At 42.2% G+C, this 22,739-nt stretch carries 9 protein-coding genes; 1 reads left to right on the forward strand and 8 read right to left on the reverse strand.

Annotated elements, in window-relative coordinates:
* Positions 1 to 54: 54 nt before the first annotated feature.
* The 6 genes from HGR01_RS00900 to HGR01_RS00925 all read right to left on the reverse strand — a co-directional run bounded on the left by HGR01_RS00900 (position 55) and on the right by HGR01_RS00925 (position 14,709).
* Entirely contained in the window at positions 55 to 2,178 is a 2,124-nt protein-coding gene (locus tag HGR01_RS00900; RefSeq protein ID WP_045868999.1) for a tetratricopeptide repeat protein, read from the reverse strand.
* Positions 2,179 to 2,656: 478 nt separating this feature from the next.
* Entirely contained in the window at positions 2,657 to 4,861 is a 2,205-nt protein-coding gene (locus HGR01_RS00905; RefSeq protein ID WP_045869404.1) for a hypothetical protein, read from the reverse strand.
* Positions 4,862 to 5,003: 142 nt separating this feature from the next.
* Complete coding sequence (locus tag HGR01_RS00910) at positions 5,004 to 5,846, reverse strand: uroporphyrinogen-III synthase (protein ID WP_045869405.1); 843 nt, start codon at positions 5,844 to 5,846, stop codon at positions 5,004 to 5,006.
* 313 nt (positions 5,847 to 6,159) lie between these two features.
* Positions 6,160 to 8,958: a CHAT domain-containing protein gene (locus HGR01_RS00915; RefSeq protein WP_045869406.1), complete on the reverse strand. Its 2,799-nt coding sequence runs from the start codon at positions 8,956 to 8,958 to the stop codon at positions 6,160 to 6,162.
* A 98-nt stretch (positions 8,959 to 9,056) separates the two neighbouring features.
* The gene (locus tag HGR01_RS00920) at positions 9,057 to 10,955 is read right to left on the reverse strand and encodes a ShlB/FhaC/HecB family hemolysin secretion/activation protein (RefSeq protein WP_264265006.1); all 1,899 of its coding nucleotides are present in this window, start codon (positions 10,953 to 10,955) and stop codon (positions 9,057 to 9,059) included.
* Positions 10,945 to 14,709, reverse strand: a complete 3,765-nt coding sequence (locus HGR01_RS00925; RefSeq protein WP_045869407.1) for a filamentous hemagglutinin N-terminal domain-containing protein — start codon at positions 14,707 to 14,709, stop codon at positions 10,945 to 10,947. The genes HGR01_RS00920 and HGR01_RS00925 overlap by 11 nt, the downstream gene beginning before the upstream one ends.
* A 153-nt stretch (positions 14,710 to 14,862) precedes the next feature.
* Here HGR01_RS00925 and HGR01_RS00930 point away from each other — a divergent pair, with 153 nt between their 5' ends.
* The gene (locus tag HGR01_RS00930; protein WP_045869408.1) at positions 14,863 to 15,387 is read left to right on the forward strand and encodes a COP23 domain-containing protein; all 525 of its coding nucleotides are present in this window, start codon (positions 14,863 to 14,865) and stop codon (positions 15,385 to 15,387) included.
* Positions 15,388 to 15,696: 309 nt separating this feature from the next.
* Here the strand turns inward: HGR01_RS00930 and HGR01_RS00935 are convergent, their stop codons facing one another.
* Together HGR01_RS00935 and HGR01_RS00940 are read right to left on the reverse strand one after the other, a co-directional pair.
* Positions 15,697 to 18,669: a tetratricopeptide repeat protein gene (locus tag HGR01_RS00935; protein WP_081583957.1), complete on the reverse strand. Its 2,973-nt coding sequence runs from the start codon at positions 18,667 to 18,669 to the stop codon at positions 15,697 to 15,699.
* A 592-nt stretch (positions 18,670 to 19,261) separates the two neighbouring features.
* Positions 19,262 to 22,231 carry a methyl-accepting chemotaxis protein gene (locus HGR01_RS00940; RefSeq protein WP_081583958.1) on the reverse strand — a complete coding sequence of 990 codons (2,970 nt, stop codon included), beginning with the start codon at positions 22,229 to 22,231 and terminating at the stop codon, positions 19,262 to 19,264.
* Between the last annotated feature and the right edge of the window lie 508 nt (positions 22,232 to 22,739).

The following is a 22,739-nucleotide window of genomic DNA, read 5'->3' on the forward strand; positions in this document are numbered from 1 at the left end:
TTACCAAACCTTTCCCCCTTCCCCCTTCCCCCTTCACCCACTTCCGGAGCAAGTCTAATCAATCCAAGCTTGCAGGTAATCGCGCAGAGATTTGTCCTGAACTTTTGCGACTACTTGTTGAGCTTGATCTGGTAGTTCTAAGGCAACATACTGCTTCACTAAGCGCGTGTATTGGCTACGGCGATCGTTATAATCAGGTTCTGGTGAATTCTCGTAACGATTAATTGTGCGGCTTTCTGGATCAGCGATTTGTTGCGCTACTACAAAGGCGCGATTGAGGTATGCAAGAGCATCTTGACGACGTTGCTGTAAAGCATAAATTCTGGCTAGTTCTAGTAGTGTTGTAGCTTGTCTATCTGGTAGCGATTCTGCTTCCACCACTGGCAATGCAATCTCAATGTTGTTGTTAACATTGATTTCATAGTAGATCGTATTGTAGACATATTCTAATAGCTGAGAAGTTGAATGAGCTTGAGCGATTTTGAAAGCAGCTAGATATTGTTTTTGGCTCATCAAATACTCTACAGTTTGAGCAAATAGACGAGAGCGATTTTCATCATCTTGTACTTGCTGGAGAATTTTGATTGCTTGTTGCAAGAAAGATTGTGTCTGTTCTGTTTCTCCTATACGCAAATAAGCTTGTGCGATCGCAGCTAGTGATAAGGCTTGATGCTCAATCACTGTGAGGGTTTGTGCTTGTGCAATTGCAGGTTGAATTAAGCTGGTGAATTCTGGGATTGTCGGTGCTTTCGCTGCGAGTTCTGCTTGGGTTAATATCTGATATGGTTTGATTAGGGTATTTTTAACTTGTTTAGCTACTGCAATTGCTTGACTCCATTGTTGATTATCGGCATAGGCGAGCGCAATTTCTTTCAACATCAGATTGCGTTCTTCTGTCCACAAATCACGATTGGCTTGTTTAGCTACTTCCAGCGCTTGAGCGAGATTTTGCGATCGCAGAAGTCCTTGAATTAGTTGTTGATACAAACCAGATTGATAGACAAAGTTGCTGGGGTTCTTCAGCTTCTTGAATAGCGCGATCGCTAAATTATATTCTTGTGCATTGATAGCAGCATTTAATAGTATGCCTTCCCCATCATTTAAACGCTGAATTTGTGCTAAAACCTGTTTTAACTGCTGGGGTTGTTTGGCTTTGGCGTAAACAATAGCAAGTGCAGCTAATACTGAAGCCTTTAGCCCATCATGAGTTAGTCGTTGAATTGCATTCAGCAGAATGGTTAGCTGACCTGATGTGTTGTAAATTTGAATCAGGGTTGCTTGATGGCTTTCAGCAGCCTCTTGTTTGGCTACCTGCTTCAGTGCTTTAGCAAACAGGCGATTACCCAGCCGGGGTTGATTATGAGTTGCCCAATAAACTGCTATTTCTCCTAAGCAAAAAGCTTGAAATTCTAATGTTTGAATTTTAGGGATGACAGCCTGGGCTAAATGCAAATCTTTTCGTTTAATTGCATCGCGTACCACTTCTATAATAATTGACTCAGGAGAATAGTCCTTGGCAACTTTTTCGGCTAATGCTATGGCGCGTTTTGGTTCACCCATTTGAAGATATAGCATGGCAATTGAACTCAGGGAATTACTGCGGCTAAAGGGTTCTTCAGCCGAAATTTGTTCCACAGAGGTTAAAGCTTGAGTGAGTAATTCTTGGGCTTCGGCTTTTTGTTGGGATGCTAGCCAAATTGATACTAATTGAATTAATTGTTCGGTGCGAGTTGTGGGATCGGGAATTTGTAGCGCTGCTGTAGTGGCTTTTTGCATGGCGATCGCTACTAGCTCACTGCGTCCCAAATTTTGATAAACTTTTGCCAGTTGCTTTAAATCTTGAACAATTACTCTAGGATCTTCATGAAAATTCAGTACAGATTGCTGAACTTTTTCTAGCCACTCAATCCACTTATCCTGCTCTTGGGGCGTTAATTTACCTAAAGGTTGAAGTATATAAACAATATCTGCATAACCCAAGAGATAAGAAAGCCAATATGAGCGTTGTTCGCTGTTGCTGAGGAGTGTAATATGATTAAGAATTTGATGATATTTTTTCAGTGCTTGGTCATAAATCTGGGTACGCACTAAATAACTGGCTTGCAGGATAGCTTCATTAATTTTCTCAGTAAGAACTCTTTGGTAAACTTCTGGGGAAATTTGAATATTAGATGTCATATTGCTTTGCTCCAAATTCAAAATTAATCCTGATATAGGAATCAGATTTGATTATTGAAAAAAATTCAGTAAACCTTAAATTGTAGGATGCGTTAGCAGAGAGTACGGCATCGACAAAGATGGTGCGTTACGGCTAAATTTCATTGTCTCTAAGCCCGAAATCCTTGCACAGCCGTAACACAATGCCACTTGCTACAACGCGGGGAACCCGCGCAACGCAGTGCATTGGTGTCAACTTAAGCTAAAAGCTATATAGGGTGGGCGTTGTACAAATACCTCGCGCCCTCATCCCCTAACCCCTTCTCCCGCAGGAGAAGGGGAACTAAATCTCTGGCTCCCTTCTCCCTGTGGGAGAGGGGCTGGGGGTGAGGGCGAAACCTTGCACAAGAGCGGGTTTCACGTTAAGTTGACACAGGTGAACGCAGTGGCTCCCCTACTTAATATTTACTCAATGGGATTGTTACTCAGCACTCAGCACTTAACAATCAATCCAAGCTTGCAAGTAATCTCGCAAAGATGCTTCCTGAACTTTTGCTACTACTTGTTGAGCTTTATCGAGTTGTTCTAAAGCAACATATTGCCTTACCAAGCGGGTGTATTGACTACGGCGATCGCTTTCATCATTTACCTCTATATATTCGTTAATTTGGATAACGCGACTTTCTGGATCGGCAATTTTTTGAGCTACTGCAAAAGCGCGATCGAGTAATGTAATTGCATCTTCATTGCGCCCCAGTTGCATATAAATTTTCGCGATCGCTAATAATTTTGTGGCTTGGATCTCGGGTACTGTTTCTAATTCCACTACTTGCAACGCCACATCAAAAGCGTAGGATGGAAGCGCCTGCTGGAAAATATTATGGTAAGCTAACCCTTGCCCATAAGAAACAGGATGAGCTTGCGCTATCGTTAAAGCAGCAGTGTATTGTCTTTGTTGAATTAGATAATTGACCATTTGGTCGAACAAACGACCCCGCATTTCATTATCTTCTACCTGCTGCGCTGTTTGAATCGCTTGTTCTAAGAAAGATTGTGTTTGTTCTGCATATCCTGCACGTAGATAAGCTTGAGCGATCGCAGCCAGCGCCCAGGCTTTTAGTTCAAGCTGTTTTAAGGCTTGTGTTTGTGCAATTACTTTTTGAATCAAGCTTGTGAATTGTTGCGGTGTCGTTGCTGTCGCTGCTAATTCTGCTCCTGTTAATACCTGATAGGGAGTAAAAGCGGAATTTTCAATTTCTGTCAGCACATCAATAGCTCGATTCCATTGTTGAGCATTAGCATAAGCGATGGCAATTTCTTGCAGACTAGAATTGCGTTGTTCTGGCCAAAACTTACCAGGAATCTGCTTTGCTAATTGTAGTGCTTTATCTATATCTGGCAATGCTAATTGTGCTGAGACAACTTGCCGATACCAATAAGGCTTTGAGTCAAAGTTGGCGTTATTCTTCACCGCATTTAAAATTGCGATCGCCAAATTATACTGTCTTGCATCTACAGCAAATTGCAATATATTGTTGACGTAACCAACATTATTAACAGCGGCTGCCGATTGAATCAAATCGGTGAGTTGGGCAAGAATTTTTTGTACCTGCTGCGGTTGTTTAGCTTTTGCATAAGCCACAGCAACTGCACCCAAAGCCAGCGCCTTCGATTCATCCTGAGTCAGTCTTTGAGCCGCATTCAAGCTAATAGTTAATTGCCCTGATGTCCTGTAAATTTGAATTAGTCTTGATTGGATATTTTGGGCATATTCTTCTTTAGCTACTCGTTTTAAAGCTTGGGCAAACAGACGATTACCCAATCGAGGTTGATTGTTAGTTGCCCAATAAACTGCCATATCTACTAAGGCGAGTGCTTGGCTTTCAGCTTCTTGAATTTTTGCTGTAACAGCTTGAGCTAAATGTAAATCTCTTCGTTTAATAGCATCCCGTACAACTTCTTGGCGAATGTAATTAGGATAAAATTCATTAATAATTTTGTCAGCTAATGACAAAGCGCGTCTGGCTTCACCCAATTGAATATATAGTGTAGCAATCGAGTATAAATGATCCCCTTGAGCGTAGGGATTATCACTCGGCATTTGTTCCACAGTCGCCAAAGCTTGAGATAATGCTTGTTGAGCTTGGGCTTGTTGTTGGAATTGCAGGCAAAATCTGGCTATTTGAATAAATTCAGTAGCGCGAAAGCCAGGATCGGAGATTTGCAGCGCTGCTGTGGTGGCTTGTTGCATAGCGATCGCCACCTGTTCGTTTCTCCCTAGAATGTAATAAGCTTCCGCCAATTGGTATAACTGTTGAGAAATGGCGGAACTACCAGTTTCAGCTAAACTCAGCAAATATTCCTGTACTTTCCCCAGCCACTCAACCCACTTATCTTGTTCTGCACGTGGGAGTTGAGTTAAGGGTTGAAAAATAGTCTGTTCATCTGCAATCAGACTGACAATTACATACTCCCGTTGTTCGTGGCTGGAGAGAAGTGGAATCTGACTGAGTATTTGATTGTATATATTCAGCGCTTGCTCATACTGCTGAACCTTGATTAATTGCTGTGCATCATTACTAGCATCATTAATTTTCTCGTAAATAACTGTCTGGCAAAGTTCTGAGCCAATTTGCACCGTAGATGTCATAGTTTGAGGTATTTGGTTTACTGCTTCAGGACTTACTACAACAAGCTCATCCACTTTTCCTCAAAAGTTCATCTGTGCAAATTATTAGATTTCTCGATGGGAATGATTAAGGGGAAGGGGGAAGGGGTAATGGGGAAGGGGTAATGAGTAATGAGTAATGGGTAATGAGTAATGGGGAAATTCACGGTAGGATGCGTTAGCGGTAGCGTAACGCATCCGCGAGGGGATTGGGGTTGGTGAAAAATTGTGCGATCGCATCTGCGAAACCTGCAAATGAGCTATAGTCTTGTGACAATATGGCAACTTCTAAACCTAATTTTTTCGCATTAGCAGCAGTATAAGGGCCAAAACAAGCAATTACAGAATGCTGATAATCAAATTTTGAGTTGACCATTGTTAAAAAGCTTTCTATTTCTACCGTACTGCTAAAAGCAATTACATCGATCATTCCTTGACGCAGTAAGTCTAATTCCACAGCATAAATATTTTTATCTAAACCAGCAGTTTGATAACTAGGTACACGAGTTACTTGCATACCTAACTTTTGCAACCCTGCAATAAAATTAGGCACAACATCCGGTTCTGGCATTCCCACTACTTCTGGAACTGGTGCTAGAATTTTTTTCTGGTGAATATCAGCAATTTTCGCTAATTCATTAACAATTCCTACTGGGCTAGATTCTGCCGGAATTACATCAACTCTGCGACAAAGAGATAATAATAATTCTGCATCTTTACCAATCGCACAAAGTTTGCAATTTTGCAACGCTGATAGAGAAATATTCAAAACATTCAAGCGTTGAAAAAATGCATTAATTCCATTTCTACTGGTAAATGCAATCCAATCAAATTCATCTATCCGCCTCAAAACAGCATCTAACTCAACATAATCTGTGAGTGAAGTAGTTTCGATAGTTGGCATCAAAAAAGGTAATCCACCTTTTTTGATGATTACCTCCGACAACCTAAAAGCATAACTTCTCGGCGCTGTCACCAGTATTCTTTTGCCATATAAAGGCAATTTTTTGTCATTTGTCATTTGTTATTTGTTATTTGTCATTTGTCATTTGTCATTTGTTATTGGTCATTTGTCATTTGTTATTTGTCATTTGTTATTGGTCATTTGTCATTTGTCATTTGTTATTTGTCATTTGTTATTTGTCATTTGTTATTTGTCATTTGTTATTGGTCATTTGTCATTTGTCATTTGTTATTGGTCATTTGTCATTTGTCATTTGTTATTGGTAATTGGTAATGGAAATTTCTCCCCTGCTTCCCCTGCTTCCTCATCTCCTTCATCCCCCATTACCCCTTCCCCCTTCCCCATTCCCCCAGTCCCCAATCCCCAATCCCTATTGCCAATTCCCCACCAAAACATAAGGTGCCCAATAATAAGGATGCGGTGGTAAATTCTTTAACTGAGGGAACGGTGGATTTTGCTTCAAAGATTCTAACAGCGATCGCTGGGCGTTTCTGAGTGCGTCTGCTTGTTTGACTCCTGGTTGTTTAAGGTCTTGGTAAAATTGACCCATGAGTTTGGTGGTGGAAGCATCGCCTACAGGCCAAAGAGTTGCTAGTGTACTACGGGCTCCAGAACGCACCGCCATTCCAGCTAAACCTAAAACTGCTCGCTCATCGCCAGTCGCAGTTTCACAAGCACTCAGCACAAGTAATTCTATAGCTCTATCTTGTCCCCTCAACAAAGTACTCAACTCATTAATACTGATACTTTTCGCATCCCCTGTAATAATAAAATTCCGTTGGGGATTAGAACTAAACAAACCATGAGTTGCGAGGTGAACTACAGGGAAATTTGATTGCAATTGCTTTTGAATAGTTTTGGCGGTGAATTCTTGATTTAGCAGTTTTTTAGAACTAGGAAAGGTTTGTTTAATTTGGTCTAATTCCTTGGGGACGTTCACCAATGCTGCAAAATATTCTCCTTGGACTTTCAGTTGCTCGCTCACTCCTGCGGCTAATACTTTTAGCGGTCTCCTTTGCAATTGTTTCGGATTAATTAATTGCAAACTAGGAACCAAGGCTACACTATATTTCTCAATTAAATAATTCTGTCCGTTGTAAAGAGCAGCTATTGGTACTCGCTGCAATCTGCCATTTAAGACAAATACTAAAGTTTGAATTTGGTTTCTATCTAATTCTGCCTCAAAAGGTTTAATCAGCCAGTTATAAACTTCGCCAAATATTGGTAATAATGTTTGCAGATTATCTTGGAATTCCTTGGGGTCGGGGTTAGAAGTAAAGACAATATTTCGCGCCGAAGTATTGATACTCGCGTTATCTAAATTATCGTAAAGCTTATCGAGAGTTTCATTAACTTTTTGTTCGCTGATGGGAATTTTGACTTCCTGCAAAGATTTACCCGGTATCGAAGCGATTACTTCTAAGCGGTCAGGCAAAACTATGGGATAGATAACAGCTGCGTGGGGGTCAATATTATCAATTTGTACCGCGACATTTGTAGTTTCAGAGCAGGGGTCTTGAAAGAAGTTATCGAGTTCTGCTAGTTGCAAAGATTCTATGACTCTGCGGGCTAATTCTAAACGTTCTTGGGGTTGTTTAGTGGTTGATTTTTGCTCTTTAAGTCCTGCATTAGAGACGATGAGAGAATTTAATTCTTCAGCGCTGAGATTAGATTGCAAAAGCAAATCTACTAATTCCACATAAACAGGTTTGACTTCTTGGATAAAGTCAAACTGTACATCTTGGTTATTAGCATTTAAATCGCTACGCAGAGATTGCAAAGTACTAAAAGCGGCGGTGTAAGCTGCGATCGCACCTTTGGGATCTCCTTGGCTGCGTAATAATCTCCCTAACTGAGATTGCCAAAGATAAGTAACTTCCCGCGCATCACCGTTAATATTTTGTTCTTGGGCTAACATCAGCGCTTGTTGGGTAAGTGTTGTAGCCTGGCTGAATTTTCCTTGCTTTTGATACAGTTTACCCAAGTAGCCCAAAGCGTAACTTTCAGCTTGCCGATCCTGGAGATTACGCGCTTGTTGCAGTGCAGCATTTAATACTGGTTCAACTTTGTCTAATTGTTCGCTTTGCATCAAAGATTCGGCAAAGTTGATTTGGGCATAAATTGCAGCGCGACTGGGAGGAAGATTACCCAATTGCGATGCAATTTCACCTTGCAAAGCTTGTGCATCTTGGTTTAACGGTAACCGCAACTGCGAGAGAAAATCTTGCGCCCGTTGAATTAAATCAGCTTCATTAAATCTCGTCCAAGAACCGATACGGCGTTGCGTCTGTTCGCCCCACCATTTTTGAATATCTAGTAATAATTGAAGGTGATTTAGTTGAGCTTGAATTTTAGGAATTGCTGGGGCTGATGCTAATTTTGCTCCTTGGCTATAGTAGTTAAAAGCTTGCTGATAAGGTGCTAGTGCATCCGCCAGAGATTTGCGATCGATAATTTCCGTAACTGCATCATAATCCCAGCGATCGCGGCTTTGGTTTCCTAATAGGCGTTGAGTATTTCCTAAACTCAGCAGCACCCCACTTTTAGCAGGTGATTCTCCCATTGCGGATAGACTCAACTGCAAAATTTCTTGTGACTGTTGTAAGAATCCCTGCTTGCGGAGAATATCACCCAGGCTATGTAAACCAATTCCTTGAGTAAGAGACAAAGAACCTTGTTGTTGAGCAAAGGTTTTTTGAACTTCGTCGATTTGATTGGGACGACAATCTGGGTTTTTAATTGCTAAAGCTTGCAATACAGTCTTACAAGCGGTGGGATAAAGCCCCAAATCTTGCAAAGCCTGAGACTTATTGATCAGACTCTTACTCATCCCCTCGCGATCGCCCACTTTTTGATAAGCCTCAGCCGCCCTTTGCCATAACTTCGCTGCTGCTTCTAATTGTCCCGCATTGTAGCGCTGTTGCCCTTCTCGAGCTAGGTCTAGGGCTGGGGATTGGGGGGACTGGGGACTGGGGACTGGGGATTGGGTAATGGGTAATTGGTAATTGGTAATTGGTAATTGGGTAGTCGATAATTTTTCTAGTTCTTGGGAGTTCCTAAGTTGTTGACTACCAGAATTTGACCAAGCAGGAATACTCAAACTAGATAACAAGCCCAATAAAGCCGAAAGTATAAAAACTAATAAACGACGATATTTTTTATAAAACATAGTTTTGTTATTTGGTATTTATTATTGGTTATTTCCCCTTTCCCCTTTCACCCTTCACCCTTCACCCTTTCCCCCTTCCCCCTTTCCCCCTTCCCCCTTTAAAACGCTTTATACTCCAATTGAAAATACAACCCATTGTCTTGCCATGTGCGCTTGTCGGTATCAATACTCACTAAAGGAATCCCCCAATCGAGGCGGGCTGTAAATTTATCGCCCATTTGCCAGAGTAAGCCTAATCCTAAGCCTGCGAGTGTGTTGGGGCTGGAGTTTTCTCTGCCTGTATTCCATACAGTACCGACATCGATAAATGGGGCTACTTGTAAAGTTCCTTGCACTTGTGGGAAACGGGCGACGGGTAAACGCAATTCGGCGGATGCGAAAATGCCGTTATCGCTGAGTAATGTATCTTGGCGATAACCGCGCACTGTTCCTTGTCCACCTAAACTAAATTGTTCAATGGAAAGTAGAGAGTCACTGGCTAATTGCACATTAGAACGTAACAATAATGTGGGTGCGATCGCACCTTGGGTTGAGGGTGTACCAAGGAGGCGTAAATATATCAGCTGTCCCCGCCAGAGAAAATATCTACTATCTGGTTCGTTATTATTAATCGTGGCATCAAAAGCCCCAATCCCAACGTTAAACTCGGAACGCGCGGCTAATACTTCTTTCCGGCTGCGTTGTAGCCATTCTTGAGCAAAACTCAATTCGCTGATTCGCGTTTCTCCTTGATCGTTAGCACCAGGAAATAGGGGAAACTTTACACCTTGAATCGAAGAAAAACTTTCCCTTCTGGCGGCTGAGAAACTAAGTGTCAGTTCTTGACTGAATTCTGGTGTCGCCCTTTGGATGACGGGTTGACGATAAGTTAGTTCAAATTCCCGCGAATTCACCTCAATATCCAAATCATTGAATGGCGGTTCCACGATGCGGTTGTCTGTGATGCGGTAGTTAAAGCCAATGGTGCCATTGCGAGCATTTATAGGTATAGTGTAGCCACCTTCATATTGATTGCTACCATCGGTATTACTGTAGGAGACACTCAACTTATCTCCTATTCCCAGCAGGTTAGCTTCTGATAAGGTGATACCACGCTCAAAACTACCGACGCTGGGGTTGCGATTATTATTGAGGTTGACTTGGGCATTAAATGTTCTGGCACCTTTGACATTTACCGCCAAAGAATTCACACCAGGCCTAGTACCAGCAGTTAATTCCGCATCCAAACTCTCAATTAAAGGATTGAGTTGCAATATTTGCAAAGCTTCCTGTAACTGATTGATATTCAGAGGTTTTTTTGCGCCTAAAGCAATTCGACTGCGAATATAATTTGGGTTCAACCGTCCTTTCGTAACGTTGACTTGAATATCTTCTAAACTGCCTTCCACCACCTGAATTTTGATGATTCCAGAACGGAATTCTTGACTCGGTATGTAAGCACCAGAGGTAATGTAACCCTTTTGGACATACAGTTGAGTGATTTGATTCGCCGCTTGCAGAAGTTGGGCAAAGGCGATGGGTTTATTGGTAAAATCTGCGATCGCCTGACTTAATTCTGCTTGGCTAAATGCTGTATTCCCCACAAACTCAAACTGCTTCACTGTGATATTCCCCGGAATATCACGCACTTCATCGGGTGATGGTGGCGCTGTGGGTGGTATTTGAATCGGTGCAGGTTTTGGTGTTGGCGGTAGAGGCTGAGGTGGTGGTAGTTCTGGCGGCTTTGGCGTTACAGGCTGTGGCGTTACAGGATTAGTTGTTTGTCCCAGCACAGAGGTTGTCTGATGTAGTAGAGTCACCAGCACCATTAAGGAAAGATACGGAGATAAAGAAAATTTCGGTTTCCTCACACTCGCACTCAATGGCAGTTTTTGACAACGGTTAACAGATGACGTACCACCTGAGATCAATGGAAACAACATTGGTAATTCAATCCCTTTCCCCTTTTTCCCTTCTCCTTTTCCCCCTATTTCTCCCCAATTCTGTTTAATTTGCATGGCAGTTAGATGAAGGTAATCCAGAACTATAGGGACTAGCAGATGGTGCTTGACTGGCGAGAACTAATACTCCTTGGCTATTGACATACCAACCGCGTGCTGGCTCTGGCAGTTGTGCAGTACGATTAACTTCTGTAGCAGCGCTAGGAACAGCAGGTTCAAAACTGACTAAAGCTCCACTACTGAGGGCTTCACTGGGACGGGGTGGTAATCCCCCACGTCCAGTAATCGTAAATTCACTCCGCGCTTGTCTGGCTGTGGCTCGACAAGCTTGTGCTACCACCTGTTCTGGTTGCGCTACTTCTTGGGGAATATCCACAATTTCAAAGTTACTTTCTGCTTCTGGTGTAATAATTGTGATTTCACCAGCTACCCCCAGTGCAGAACTGGCACTAATCTGGCATTCTGGACAGGCAAATAACCCTCTGGTGTTGATGCTAATGTTTCCCCCCCTACCCTGAAAAGCATCGGCGGTAATTTTACTACCTTCTAGTAGCGCCACGAAGTTAGCCGGACTAAAACCAGTAATGGTAATGTTACCCCCATTACCACTGCCACCTGCGGTAGCAGATATCTGGCTGTTATGGCGCATCAGCAAAGTTCTCGTTTGCAGGTTGATGTTGCCACCTTCACCAGATGTAGTGGTTGCAGAGATGGTGCCTTGATTATCTAAAAAGATGGAGTTAGCGACAACTTGCATATTACCTGCATTGCCAGGGCCTAAACTTTGTACGTCAATTTTGGCACCATCTCTCACAATCAGTTTTCCGGTAGATATGCTGACATCACCAGACGCACCTGTCGCTGGTAGTTCGGGTAAGTTAGCACGTCCCGCCGCCGCTGAGATACCACCCAGCACTAAATCGCCAACTTTGGTGCCGCTAAGTTCAATTGACTCTGAGGCGTTGACAGTTAATGTTCCCCCTTTCCCTGCACCCAAGGTAGCAGTTGATGCATCTGCCCCATCACGCAGAATCAGTTTCTTAGTAGAAATCGTTAAGTCGCCGGAGCGAGATGCGCTAAACCCTGTAGTACCCAAACCGCTAGGAAATCTCGCATCAGGTAAAATACCAGCAATTTCTACAGACTCAGTGGCATTAACTATGACATTCCCCCCAGTACCACCAAAGGGAATCACACCAAATGGCAGGGAACTGCCTGTATTACTACCAATTACTCCATCTTCTACAAATAGTTTGCCTGTATCAATTCGCAAATCGCCGCCCTGTCCTGTACCAAAGGTAGTGTTAGTGTAGATCCCTGTTAACAATGCCGCACCGGGTGGCGTTCTCTCTATTTGCACAGAATCACTGGCTTTGATCAATACATCCCCACCTGCACCATTGCCTAAGGTGGGACTAACAATTGTACCGCCATCTTGCAATCTTAACTGCTTGGTATCAATGATAATGTCACTAGCTGTACCAGTACTGCCACGGACATTTCCGGTTTGAATAGCAGAACCATTCACATCTACAACATCGCTGGCGCGGATATTGACGGTTCCTCCTATTCCTGAGGTGAATGTGGGACTAAAGATAATCCCGCCATTCTGCATCTTGAGGGAGCGAGTCTCTAGATTGAGGTTACCAGAAGTACCTGCACCCACAGAGCCAATAAATATGCCAGTGCCTCTATCGGTGGGTTTCAGCGTTCCTAATAAAGCTCCCACCTGAAAAGTACCTTGGAACTCAGCAAATCCAGTACCTACTATGTCGATAGAGTCAGCAGCGCGGATATTGAGGTCTCCACCTTTACCTTCACCATAGGTAAGTGCAGAGAAAAACGAGCGATCGCTCATTTTTAATTTACCTGTATCAATCGTTAAGTTACCGGCTGCTCCTGCACCTAAATTGTCACTAGATATCTGGCTGCTACCAGACATCTCTAAGGTATCTTTGACTTTTAAATCAATGGTGCCACCTTTACCCCCAGTAGTTACTGCGGTAATGCCACCTTGATTATTCAGCGAAATTGAGTCAGCATTGACTCGCAGCGTCCCTGCATCCCCTGAACCATCATTCCTCACAGTCGCTTGTGCCCCATCTGTAACTGTGAATCTTCCTGTGTTAATTGTTACGTCTCCCGATGCCCCACTGGGTACAGGCGGCACCCTTAATAACTGTTGCAAAGTGGGATCGACAATATTTGCAGAGGAGATAATCAAACTAGGATTGACAGAGCCGGAGACTTTACCACTCAAATCTACTGACTCTTTCGCATTAATGGTAATGCTGCCAGCTGGGCCACTTGCTAAGGTCGAAGCATCAATTCTGCCGCCATCTTTGATGACTACACGCTCGGTATTAATTGCCACACTACCTGCCTTGCCTGGGCCAGCAGTGCCAGCAGAAATGGCGCTGGGTGTAAAAACACCTGGTGCAACACCAATTAACTCCACTAATTTATCAGCATTTATATTGACATTCCCACCAGAACCAGTACCACCAACTGTTACTGATGTAATCGTCCCTCCAGATAAGGCACTCAATTGTGTGGTTGAGATTGTGAGTCTGCCAGCATCACCAGCACCAAAAGTTGCCGCAGTAATATTAGTAAACCGACTAAGGTTAAAAGGTGAAAAGCCAATTACCTGCACAGATTGATCGGCATTGATATTAATATTGCCACCGGGAGCTGCCGTGTAGGTAACCGCAGAAATAGCAGCACCATCTTGAATGACTAGGCGCGGAGTGAAAACATTAATATCTCCGCTTTTACCAGCGCCCAGAGTTTCGGTAAATAAGTTGCTAGAGATTTGCCCATTGGTGGTAGTACCCACTAATGTTAAGGAATCAGTAGCTTTCACATTGATGCTACCAGCTGATTGCGTTCCTTGGGTTTGAATTAATACTACCGAACCGTCGCGAATACCAATGTTGCGTCCCTGCAACTGAATTGAGCCGCTACCAGGGCCGCTAGTATCAGCTAATGCTTTTTGAGATAAAGAAATATCCCCAAAATTGCTCACACCTTGATAACCTAAATTCCAGCCTTGAGCATTAGGATTGAGGCTGACTAGACCACCTGCGACGCTACCTAAATCAATGCGTCCGCCTTCAGCTGTCAGTGTACCACCCTCGGAAATAATTCCTCCGCCTACCAAAGCTAATGTATTACCAGGTTTCACTTTTAAGCCATTAGTAGCGCCCCTAGTGAAGGGCGAGAAAATGGGACTTTGCAGTGAGATATTATGTCCCTGTCCTTGCAGTCTAATAGCTGCCGGATTTTGCCCAAATTGCAAACCCACTGGCACGCTAATTGTTAGTAACGGGGGAGTGGCAATATTTTTAGCACCAAATTCTGCACCATCAGCAAATTTGACACTCTCCGCCGTACTTGCCAAAAATGAACCCCCAATATTCAGTTGGGCATTGGCACCAAAATTAATCCCACTGGGGTTAATCAGGATAAAATTTGCACCATAATTTTCTCTGATTAAACCATCAATATTAGAAATTGAACCACCTGTGACGCGGTTGATGATGTTAGTAATGTTATTTAAATTTGTGTTGTTATTGAAAAAAGCCTCGCCGCCAGTGGGTACAGAAAATTCCCGAAAGCTATGGAAAAGGTTGCTACCTACTTGCGAACCACCAGTAATTTCATAGATGTTACTAGCAGAACCAGAAATATTCACCTGAGTACCAACGCTGCTATCTGCAGAAATTTGTGCAGAGGCATAGTCAGCAGCAAATACGCAGCACAGGTAAACACTACAGGTAATCAAAATTTGGCGAGGAACTTGTTTCATTTTCTACAGAGGAGAATAAACCCCACGTAAACTTTACTTAAAATTTACTTAAAGCTTTTTTTAGGTTGAATTTCAGTAAATTCAACTAAAAAAATAATAATATTGAGTCTATATGCAACTGTAATTTTCGGTCAAGAAAGGAAGTCAGTAAAAATGAGCAAAAACCACTCTTGGTTGACAATGGGAACAGTTCCGCTTTGGGCTTTAGGAGCAGTAGCGGCCTTCTCTGTACCCAGTACAGCCACCAGCACAGTAGAAGTTAGCTGTCGGAATGATGGTAGTACTCCTACGGTAGTTGTTACTTTACTTCAAGAAAACACTACTAAAGAACACACTCTTTTTAAATTTCTGCCCCAATATTTCTCTGACGAAGATGCTCTAAAAACCTGTCAGAACGCAGCTACAAATTTACAGGCTGTTTATGACAAAGGCACTTCTCAATATTTGACAACTGACAAGCTCAATGGTCAATCTACCGTGTGTGCCGTAGCCCGTAGAGGTGTTGGTTGCGATCACTATAGTGCCCAGCTTTTATTTACTTTCCAACCTACAGATAACCCCTCTCAAGCTCTGTACGCCATTTTAGGTAATGATTTCAAGCAAGTACAAGCTCCTGATGTGCGGACTATTAGCCGTATATATACGGATACCAAACCTTCTTGGTGGCCATTTAAATAATTTCCCTGTGGCTTGGATAATTTGCAGTCAAAAATAATACTAGTCTTTGTTTTTACAGGTTCGCACAACTATCACTACAGGGAACTTCCAAATAAAAAATAATCAATTGCTGCCTTGAGCAGGGGGAACAGAGGATGCAGAGGAGGAAGAAGACTATATTATGGCTTTCGCTCTGAACACTGGATAATTTAATTTCTGGAAGCCCCTTGGGAGAAGATTCAAACTCCTTCCAATTGTAAGTGCTGTAGGTGTAAACCCTTGTTCTCTTCTGCCTCCTGCCTCCTGCCTTCAGCTTGTCAAACCACCAAGCTATCGGCAATTTCTCTTGCCTTGCTCTGCGGCTTCGTAATTTGGTTGCAGCTTTAAAGCTTGATCAAAAGCCGCGATCGCTTTTGTTGGTTGGTTAAATTCACAAAGGCTCAAGCCTAAGTAATACCAAGTTTCGGCTTTTTGGGAATTGCTCAGTTGCGGACGCTCTAGCATTAAATAAAATTGCCCGATCGCTTGATCGTCCCGTTTTAATCCTTGTAGCGCGATGCCTTTACCCCGCAAAGCTGTAAAGTATTGGGAATTATACTTTAATGCTTGGTCGTAAGCATTCAACGCTGCTTGGTGGTCTTGTTTTTGAGAAAAAGCCTTGCCTTGATAACTAAAGGCTACTGATAACTCTTTAGCATGGGATTCTTGTCCTTCGGCTTCTTGCAGCTTTTTCAACATCTCAATTGCTTGGCTAATGGCGGTAATTGCTGCGTCTGGCTGCTTGAGTGCGAGGAGTGAGTCAGTTTTATTTACCCAGAAAACCGGATCTCTGGGGTTAAGGGCAATAGCTTTATCAAAAGCTGCGATCGCTTGTTCGTATTGCTTGAGATTATATAGGGCTTCGCCACGGCAATTCCAAGCATAAACAGCGCTTGGTTGAATAATCGTAGCTGTGGTGCAGGATTCTAGCATTTGCTTGTAATCTTTCATCCCTGCTAAGGCATAGCCCCGATTAGTCCAAGATTGATAGTAGTTACTATCGATTTTTAACAGCTTGTTGTATTTGGCGATCGCTTCTTGATATTCTCCTTGATGCAATAAATCATTACCGCGTTTAAAAATCGTTTCTACTTCTAGCCACTTAAACACATTTAACCCAAACAACATCAAGCCGGAACCACATACCATCAAGGCAGCTATTCCTAGTAAAGCCCATAATTTTTTCTCTCCCCGATTCTCAGAAGCAATGGTAGTTTTAGCAGCACTAAAAGCCGTAACTGAGGCGGTAGAGTTGGATGTGGAATTGGATAGAGCTGTTTTTGCCATTGCGGGATGGAGAATGTTCTCTAATTCCCTTTCTATCCACTGGCGGTCAAATACTAATTGATAAATTCGATTCGCCACTCTTAACTTATCTTGCTGTTGCACTATTAACCCCAAATTCAGGAGTTCGGCTTCTTCTGGACTGCTATTAGCCAGGATTTCTCCCTGTTGCCAAATTTGTTGGTATAGCTCCAATAAAGATAAGGGATCGAATTCCTGATTAGCAATAATGCTGTCACGAATTGTTTGTAAATGCTCAGATGCTATCTGATTTTCCCAATTATTAATCAAGTGGGTTTGGACTAACTGCTGCACCTTGGTAGCTTCTGCACCAGCCGGAATAAAAGTTTCGGTTTCTGACAGTAATCGGCACAGTTTTTCAGTCAGAATTTGTTGAGCATCTGTCCAGTACAGGACTTCTGAAAGCAAATCTGTTGGCGAACTGGCTTTAGCATCTAAATTAAATAATTTAATGGTATTGAGGCTAAACAGTCTTAACTTAGCTGATTCTTTTTTAATCCAATAGGCATCAAACACGGATTTGTAAATGCGGTTAGCAACTTTCAGCTTGCTATGTTGTTTCGCGATCAATCCCAAATTTAACAGTTCTGTTTGTTCTGGACTGTCTATGGTGGCTACCTCGCCCTGCTGCCAAATTTGTAAGTAAAATTCCAGCAGTGCTAAGGGGCTGCATTGCTGATTTTTGATGATGCTGTCACGAATTTTCTGTAAATGTTCCGCAGCTATTTTTGTTTCCCAATTATTAATTAAGCGGCTTTGTACTAGCTGTTGCACTTGTTCGGCTTCTGCACCTTGGGCAATAAATTCCTGGGAATCAGACAGCAATTGACAAACTTTTTGTGTGAGTAATGGCTGACCCTCTGTCCAAGATAAGACTTCTCCTAAAACAATATCAGGACAGCTAGCTCTTTCTGCTAATTTAAATAATTTGATCGTGCTGCGGCTAAACAGTTTTAATTTAGCTAATTCTTGCTGAATCCAGTTATCATCAAAAACCAACTGGTAAATGCGATTAGCAACTCTGAGTTTGTGATTTTGCTTAACTACTAATCGCAACTGCAAAAGCTCAGTTTGTTCTGGAGTGTTATTCGCCTCAACTTCACCCTGCTGCCAGATTTGTTGGTACAGTTGCAACAGCAATGAAGGTTTGCATTGCTGATTTTTGAGAATGCTGTTGCGAATTGTCTGTAAATGTTCAGCTGCTACTTGCGTTTCCCAGTTGTTAATCAAGCGGGTTTCTACTAGCTGTTGTACTTTTGCCGCTTCTTTTCCTGTTGCAATAAAATCGTCGGACTCGGCAATTAATCGACACAGCTTTTGGGTAAGAATGGGCTGGCCATTAGTCCAATAAAGCACTTCTGTCAGCACTGCTTCTGGAGAAGCAGCTTTTTCTTCTAATTTGAATAATTTAATTGTGCTGCGATTAAACAGTCTTAATCTTGTGAATTCCGATTCTGCCGAATGCGGATCTAAACCTGATTGAGAAACGTAATTCGAGGTGTTCAGGTTATTTTGTGCCTCCCCTCCTGGCAAATGCGATCGCTCTATTTGCTCTGGAGAGCTATTTGTGGATTCTTCTCCCTGTTGTTGTGCTTCCAAAACCAGATGCTCCAGAAAAAATTTGATTGTATTTGGTTTCAGCCAACCCTTAAATATAGCTAATTCGCCAAAGCGCAATCCTTTATGTGGTTGTTCTGCAAGGATAGTGACGATTTGCTGCTCATTTAACAACCCAGCGTCTTTTAAGTACACTCCCAACGGCTGTTTTGCTTGCTGTTGCAATACAGCAGGCCATTGCTCAGAGAAAAAATCAGCTGTTTCTTGTTTGAGCCATCCATGTGAGACGAGAATATCACCGATCCTCACGCCAGCATACTGCGTCTGCTCTTGAAGAGCGATCTCTATCTGTGCCGATGAGATGAGGTCAGCCTGTTGTAGAACTTTACCAAGGGGCTTCATAAAAAAGAGCGGATATTTAAGCTAAGTCATGAAAATAGGGAAATAGAATAACTTTTTATTTGATTACTTGATATTGTAGGGACATTTTACCATTCGAGTAGCAATTATGACTATATATCAATGATTAGCTAATACCAATTCTTTATAATCCGCTACTGTCTGTGCACGGTAATTTCATGAGGATAGTACTGCTATCTCAGTGTTGCTTGCGTGATGTAGGGAAATGTTTGCATTGGGTAGTACTGCTTCATAAAAATTTTAATTGGTGCAGGAGGCAGGACAAGACAGTTCGGTTAAGGGGGAAAGGGAAACGGGAAAAAGGATTGAATTCACCCTTACCCTTTTCCCAAATCACGAGGGAGATGCAAAATACTGATCCGAACCGTATTGGGAGGTAGGGGGCAGGAGGTAATTCCTATATAGATTCAGAGGATTTGATGAGGATAGTTTTTTTGCGGTGGGTGCGTCTTGAAAAGAATTTTTCTCCTCTTTTTCCTGAATAGGCATGGAATATTTTTTATACCAAAATAGTAAAAGGTCATCTCTTAACTAGGGATGACCTGTTGACAAGCCAAAATCAGGGTGAAGTAGATTAATTCACTTTAAACATCTCTACAGTGGCTTGTAATTCTTGGGAAATTTCCACAGTCTGTTGTAGAGATTGGCACACTTTACGCGAGTCATTGCTAGTCAGTACGGATACTTTGGAAATGTCTTGCATCAATTTGCTGACTGCTTGCGATGTTTCAACCTGAGATGCTGTGGCTGCAGAAATTGACTGGACTAACTCATCAATTTGTGCAGATACATTGAGAATTTCATTCAGGGAGGTTTTGGCATTTTCCACAATGTGAGTACCTTCTACTACCTGCTGAGTTCCCTGTTCCATCGCTTTCACTACTTCAGTGGTTTCCCGTTGAATTTTCTTGACTATCTGCTCAATTTCTTGGGTAGCATCAGCGCAACGGGCTGCTAGGGAAGCAACTTCTTCAGCAATAATTGCAAAACCTTCTCCTTCTGTACCGGATCTGGTGGCTTCCAAACCAGCATTGATGGCTAAAAAGTTGGTTTGCATAGCGATTTGATTAATCAAGGCGACTACATGGGAAATTTGTTGTGAAGATTCGCCCAAACGCTTAACTTTTTTCGCTGTATCACCAATTGTAGAACGCAATTTTAAGGTGTTTTGTACAGCTAAATCCATCGCCTCGCCATTGTGTTGAGCCGTAGAAGATGCTCTGTGAGCCACAAGCGCAGCTTGTCTGGCATTTTCGGCTACAGCTTCAATAGAAACTTTCATTTGGTGAATACTATTTAAGCCGAGGCTGATATCATCTGTTTGTTTGAGGGCTTTATCTGCCAGTTGACGGATGGCTACTTCGTTGTCACCTAGGGCTGTATTTACCTGGATAGCCGAGGCTTTCACTTTTGTCACAATCACACGCAAACTTTCTACAATGGAGTTGAAAAAGTCTGCAACTGTTCCCAATTCTCCGTATGTGACTTCCGATCGCACTGTCAAGTCACCTTGGAATGCGCCTTCGATATCGCTGAGGAGTGTGAGGATTTGCTGTTGTAAAGCCTCGTTGTGTTGGCGTTGTTCTAGTGCAGTTAATTCGGCGCGGGAACGTGATGTGTCGATTTGTTCTAAGAGAGATGATTGCTCTAGTGCATAGCCGATAGGAATCGCCACCTGCTTTAACAAATTAATTTCTATATCATCCCACTCACGGAAACCAGAACATTGGTGAGCAATCAACAAACCATAGAGTTTGTTGTCAATCAAAATTGGAGCTACTAAATTGGCTTTAACTGCAAATCTTTCTAGTTGGACAAGGTGACAGTCACTCAAGCTAGCTGCATAGATATTTTCTAGTACTTGTACCCGGCCTCTTTGATATTTTTGAACATAATCCCTGGCAAAACAAGGATCAGTAATTTGTTCTCCTAAAGAGGATGGCCAATCAGCTCCCACGGATTCGGCAATAATTGTGCCTTCCCAATTTTCGTTGAAGCGATAGACAATAACGCGATCAGCTTTGATGGCTTCTCTAGTGCTGCTGACTGCTACATTGAGGATTTTTTTAGCGTTGAGCGTACCCCGGAAGCGAGCGGTAATTTCATTGACTATTTGTGATAGTTTGGCTTCATTTTCTTGGCGAATTGCTTGTTCTGTGAGCTTATCTGCCATTTGATTAAAGGTATTAGCCAATTGCCCGACTTCATCACTGGCAAAAATCTCCGCCCGAGCAGTGCGATCGCCTGTGGCAAATTTTTGAGCTGTTTGCTCTAGATGCTGAATTGGTTTAACAATGCCGCGCCGAAATACCAGTGCCCAAAATGATATGATTAATAATGCTAAAACTATGGTTAGAACTTCTACCCAAAAGCTATTTTCTAGTAATTGATTGAGGGCAGTTTCTGGAGTTCCTCGCACTAACACTGCTACCGAGTTTTCATCTACTACAGTAGCTAAACCATCATTGGTTTCAATGATTTTATTCGGCACTGCTTTCGCTGCCATTGTGTAAGTTTGGTTACCTACTTTTATCCTGCCGGTAACTGGATTCCCATTGGCTGATATTGCTGCTGCCAATAAATTTTTCCCGGTTGCGGGTAATGGCACATTTGTTTGTGCTTGATTAATATCTTTAGATGAGCCTTGATCCAAAGCTGTTGCTAAAGAAAATTCGCCTGTTGGTTGGCTGAGGTAAACCGCACTATAGCCACCACCAGTGGCTTTTAATGTTCCTTTGACAATGGGTTCTTTCCCATTCACAATGTCTCCAGAAATTAAAGCCCCAACTACTTCTTGAGTTTTGGAGTTTTTGACAGGTGTGACTGTATAACGAATCAGGGCATTTTGGTTACTAAAACCTTCTGGTAAGACAGGTGATTCTTTGCTGATTTCTGACCAAGTGACTATTCTTGTAGCTTTGATTTGTTGCGGATTATTTAATACCTCACTCACCAAATTATCGGGGTTAAAAATCTCGCCTTCCCGATTAGTATTGCCATTAACAATAATTTTAAAATCTTTACCAACTAAGGTGGCGTATTCAATTTTTCTGGCTTTAAGTTCGTTGGTGAGAATTTGCTTAACTTCTTGCTTTAATGTTGGCGTTAATACTTGCCCTGAGCTATGCAAAACCGCAGCTTGAATAATTGCCGGATTATCAGATTGACCCCGGAAACCAAAGCCCATCTGATTAATTTTGATATTGTAATTAATATCTGTAACAGCTAACTCTGACTTGGCTTGCTCAAGTGAGAGAGTCTGCAAATTACTCGTAATTAAGTATCGACCAACTAAGCTAATACCCACAATCGATACTAATTCTGACGCTATTAAAGCAATCAGTTGTTTGCGTCCAATAGAAAGATTATAAAATCGCTGGAATAAAGACTTAATTAATCCTTGCTGTGCCTGTTGGTGTTGAGGAATTGGCGCTCCTAATCCTAGGGAGTAATTACTCTGCTGCTCAAGGTTTACGGGTGGGTTTAAAGATGATGGCTGATACTCTGATGTCAAAGTAGTGTTGCCATGAAGCCTATTATTCATAAAAAATCTTCACCTGTCAGTCACTGAAAATACCCTAAATACGGAAGTATCAATATCCAGTCAGATTAATACTTAATATTTAATACTGAACTTCAAGCCAGGTTTTAAACTCGTGACTGGAAACTAATAAATTTCATCTATTTTATGGAAAAGATAGCTATAAAAGTAGATACGATATCACCCCTGATATTGAGTAGTAGATAGGTGAAAATTACCTGGCACCATTGGGATAATAAAATATATTTTGCTAATATTTATTACCCATCTCTTCGTAACTACTTTAGGCGCTCTATCTGCGATTCCCGGATTTTAATTTTGAGTGTCAATATCTCATAATTGCCATTTTCGGGATACTTGCTGATAGATATTCCTAGAGCTAACTTTCATTTGTGTTACTGACTTCCAAGCAAGTAGCTTGATTTTGGTAAACACATAGTAATTAATAGGGAACAGGTAAAAGCTCAAACAATTGGTACGAGTTGCTAAATCATGAATATGTTGTAAAAAA

This window comes from Tolypothrix sp. PCC 7712 (assembly GCF_025860405.1).
GTDB classification, from domain to species: domain Bacteria; phylum Cyanobacteriota; class Cyanobacteriia; order Cyanobacteriales; family Nostocaceae; genus Aulosira; species Aulosira diplosiphon.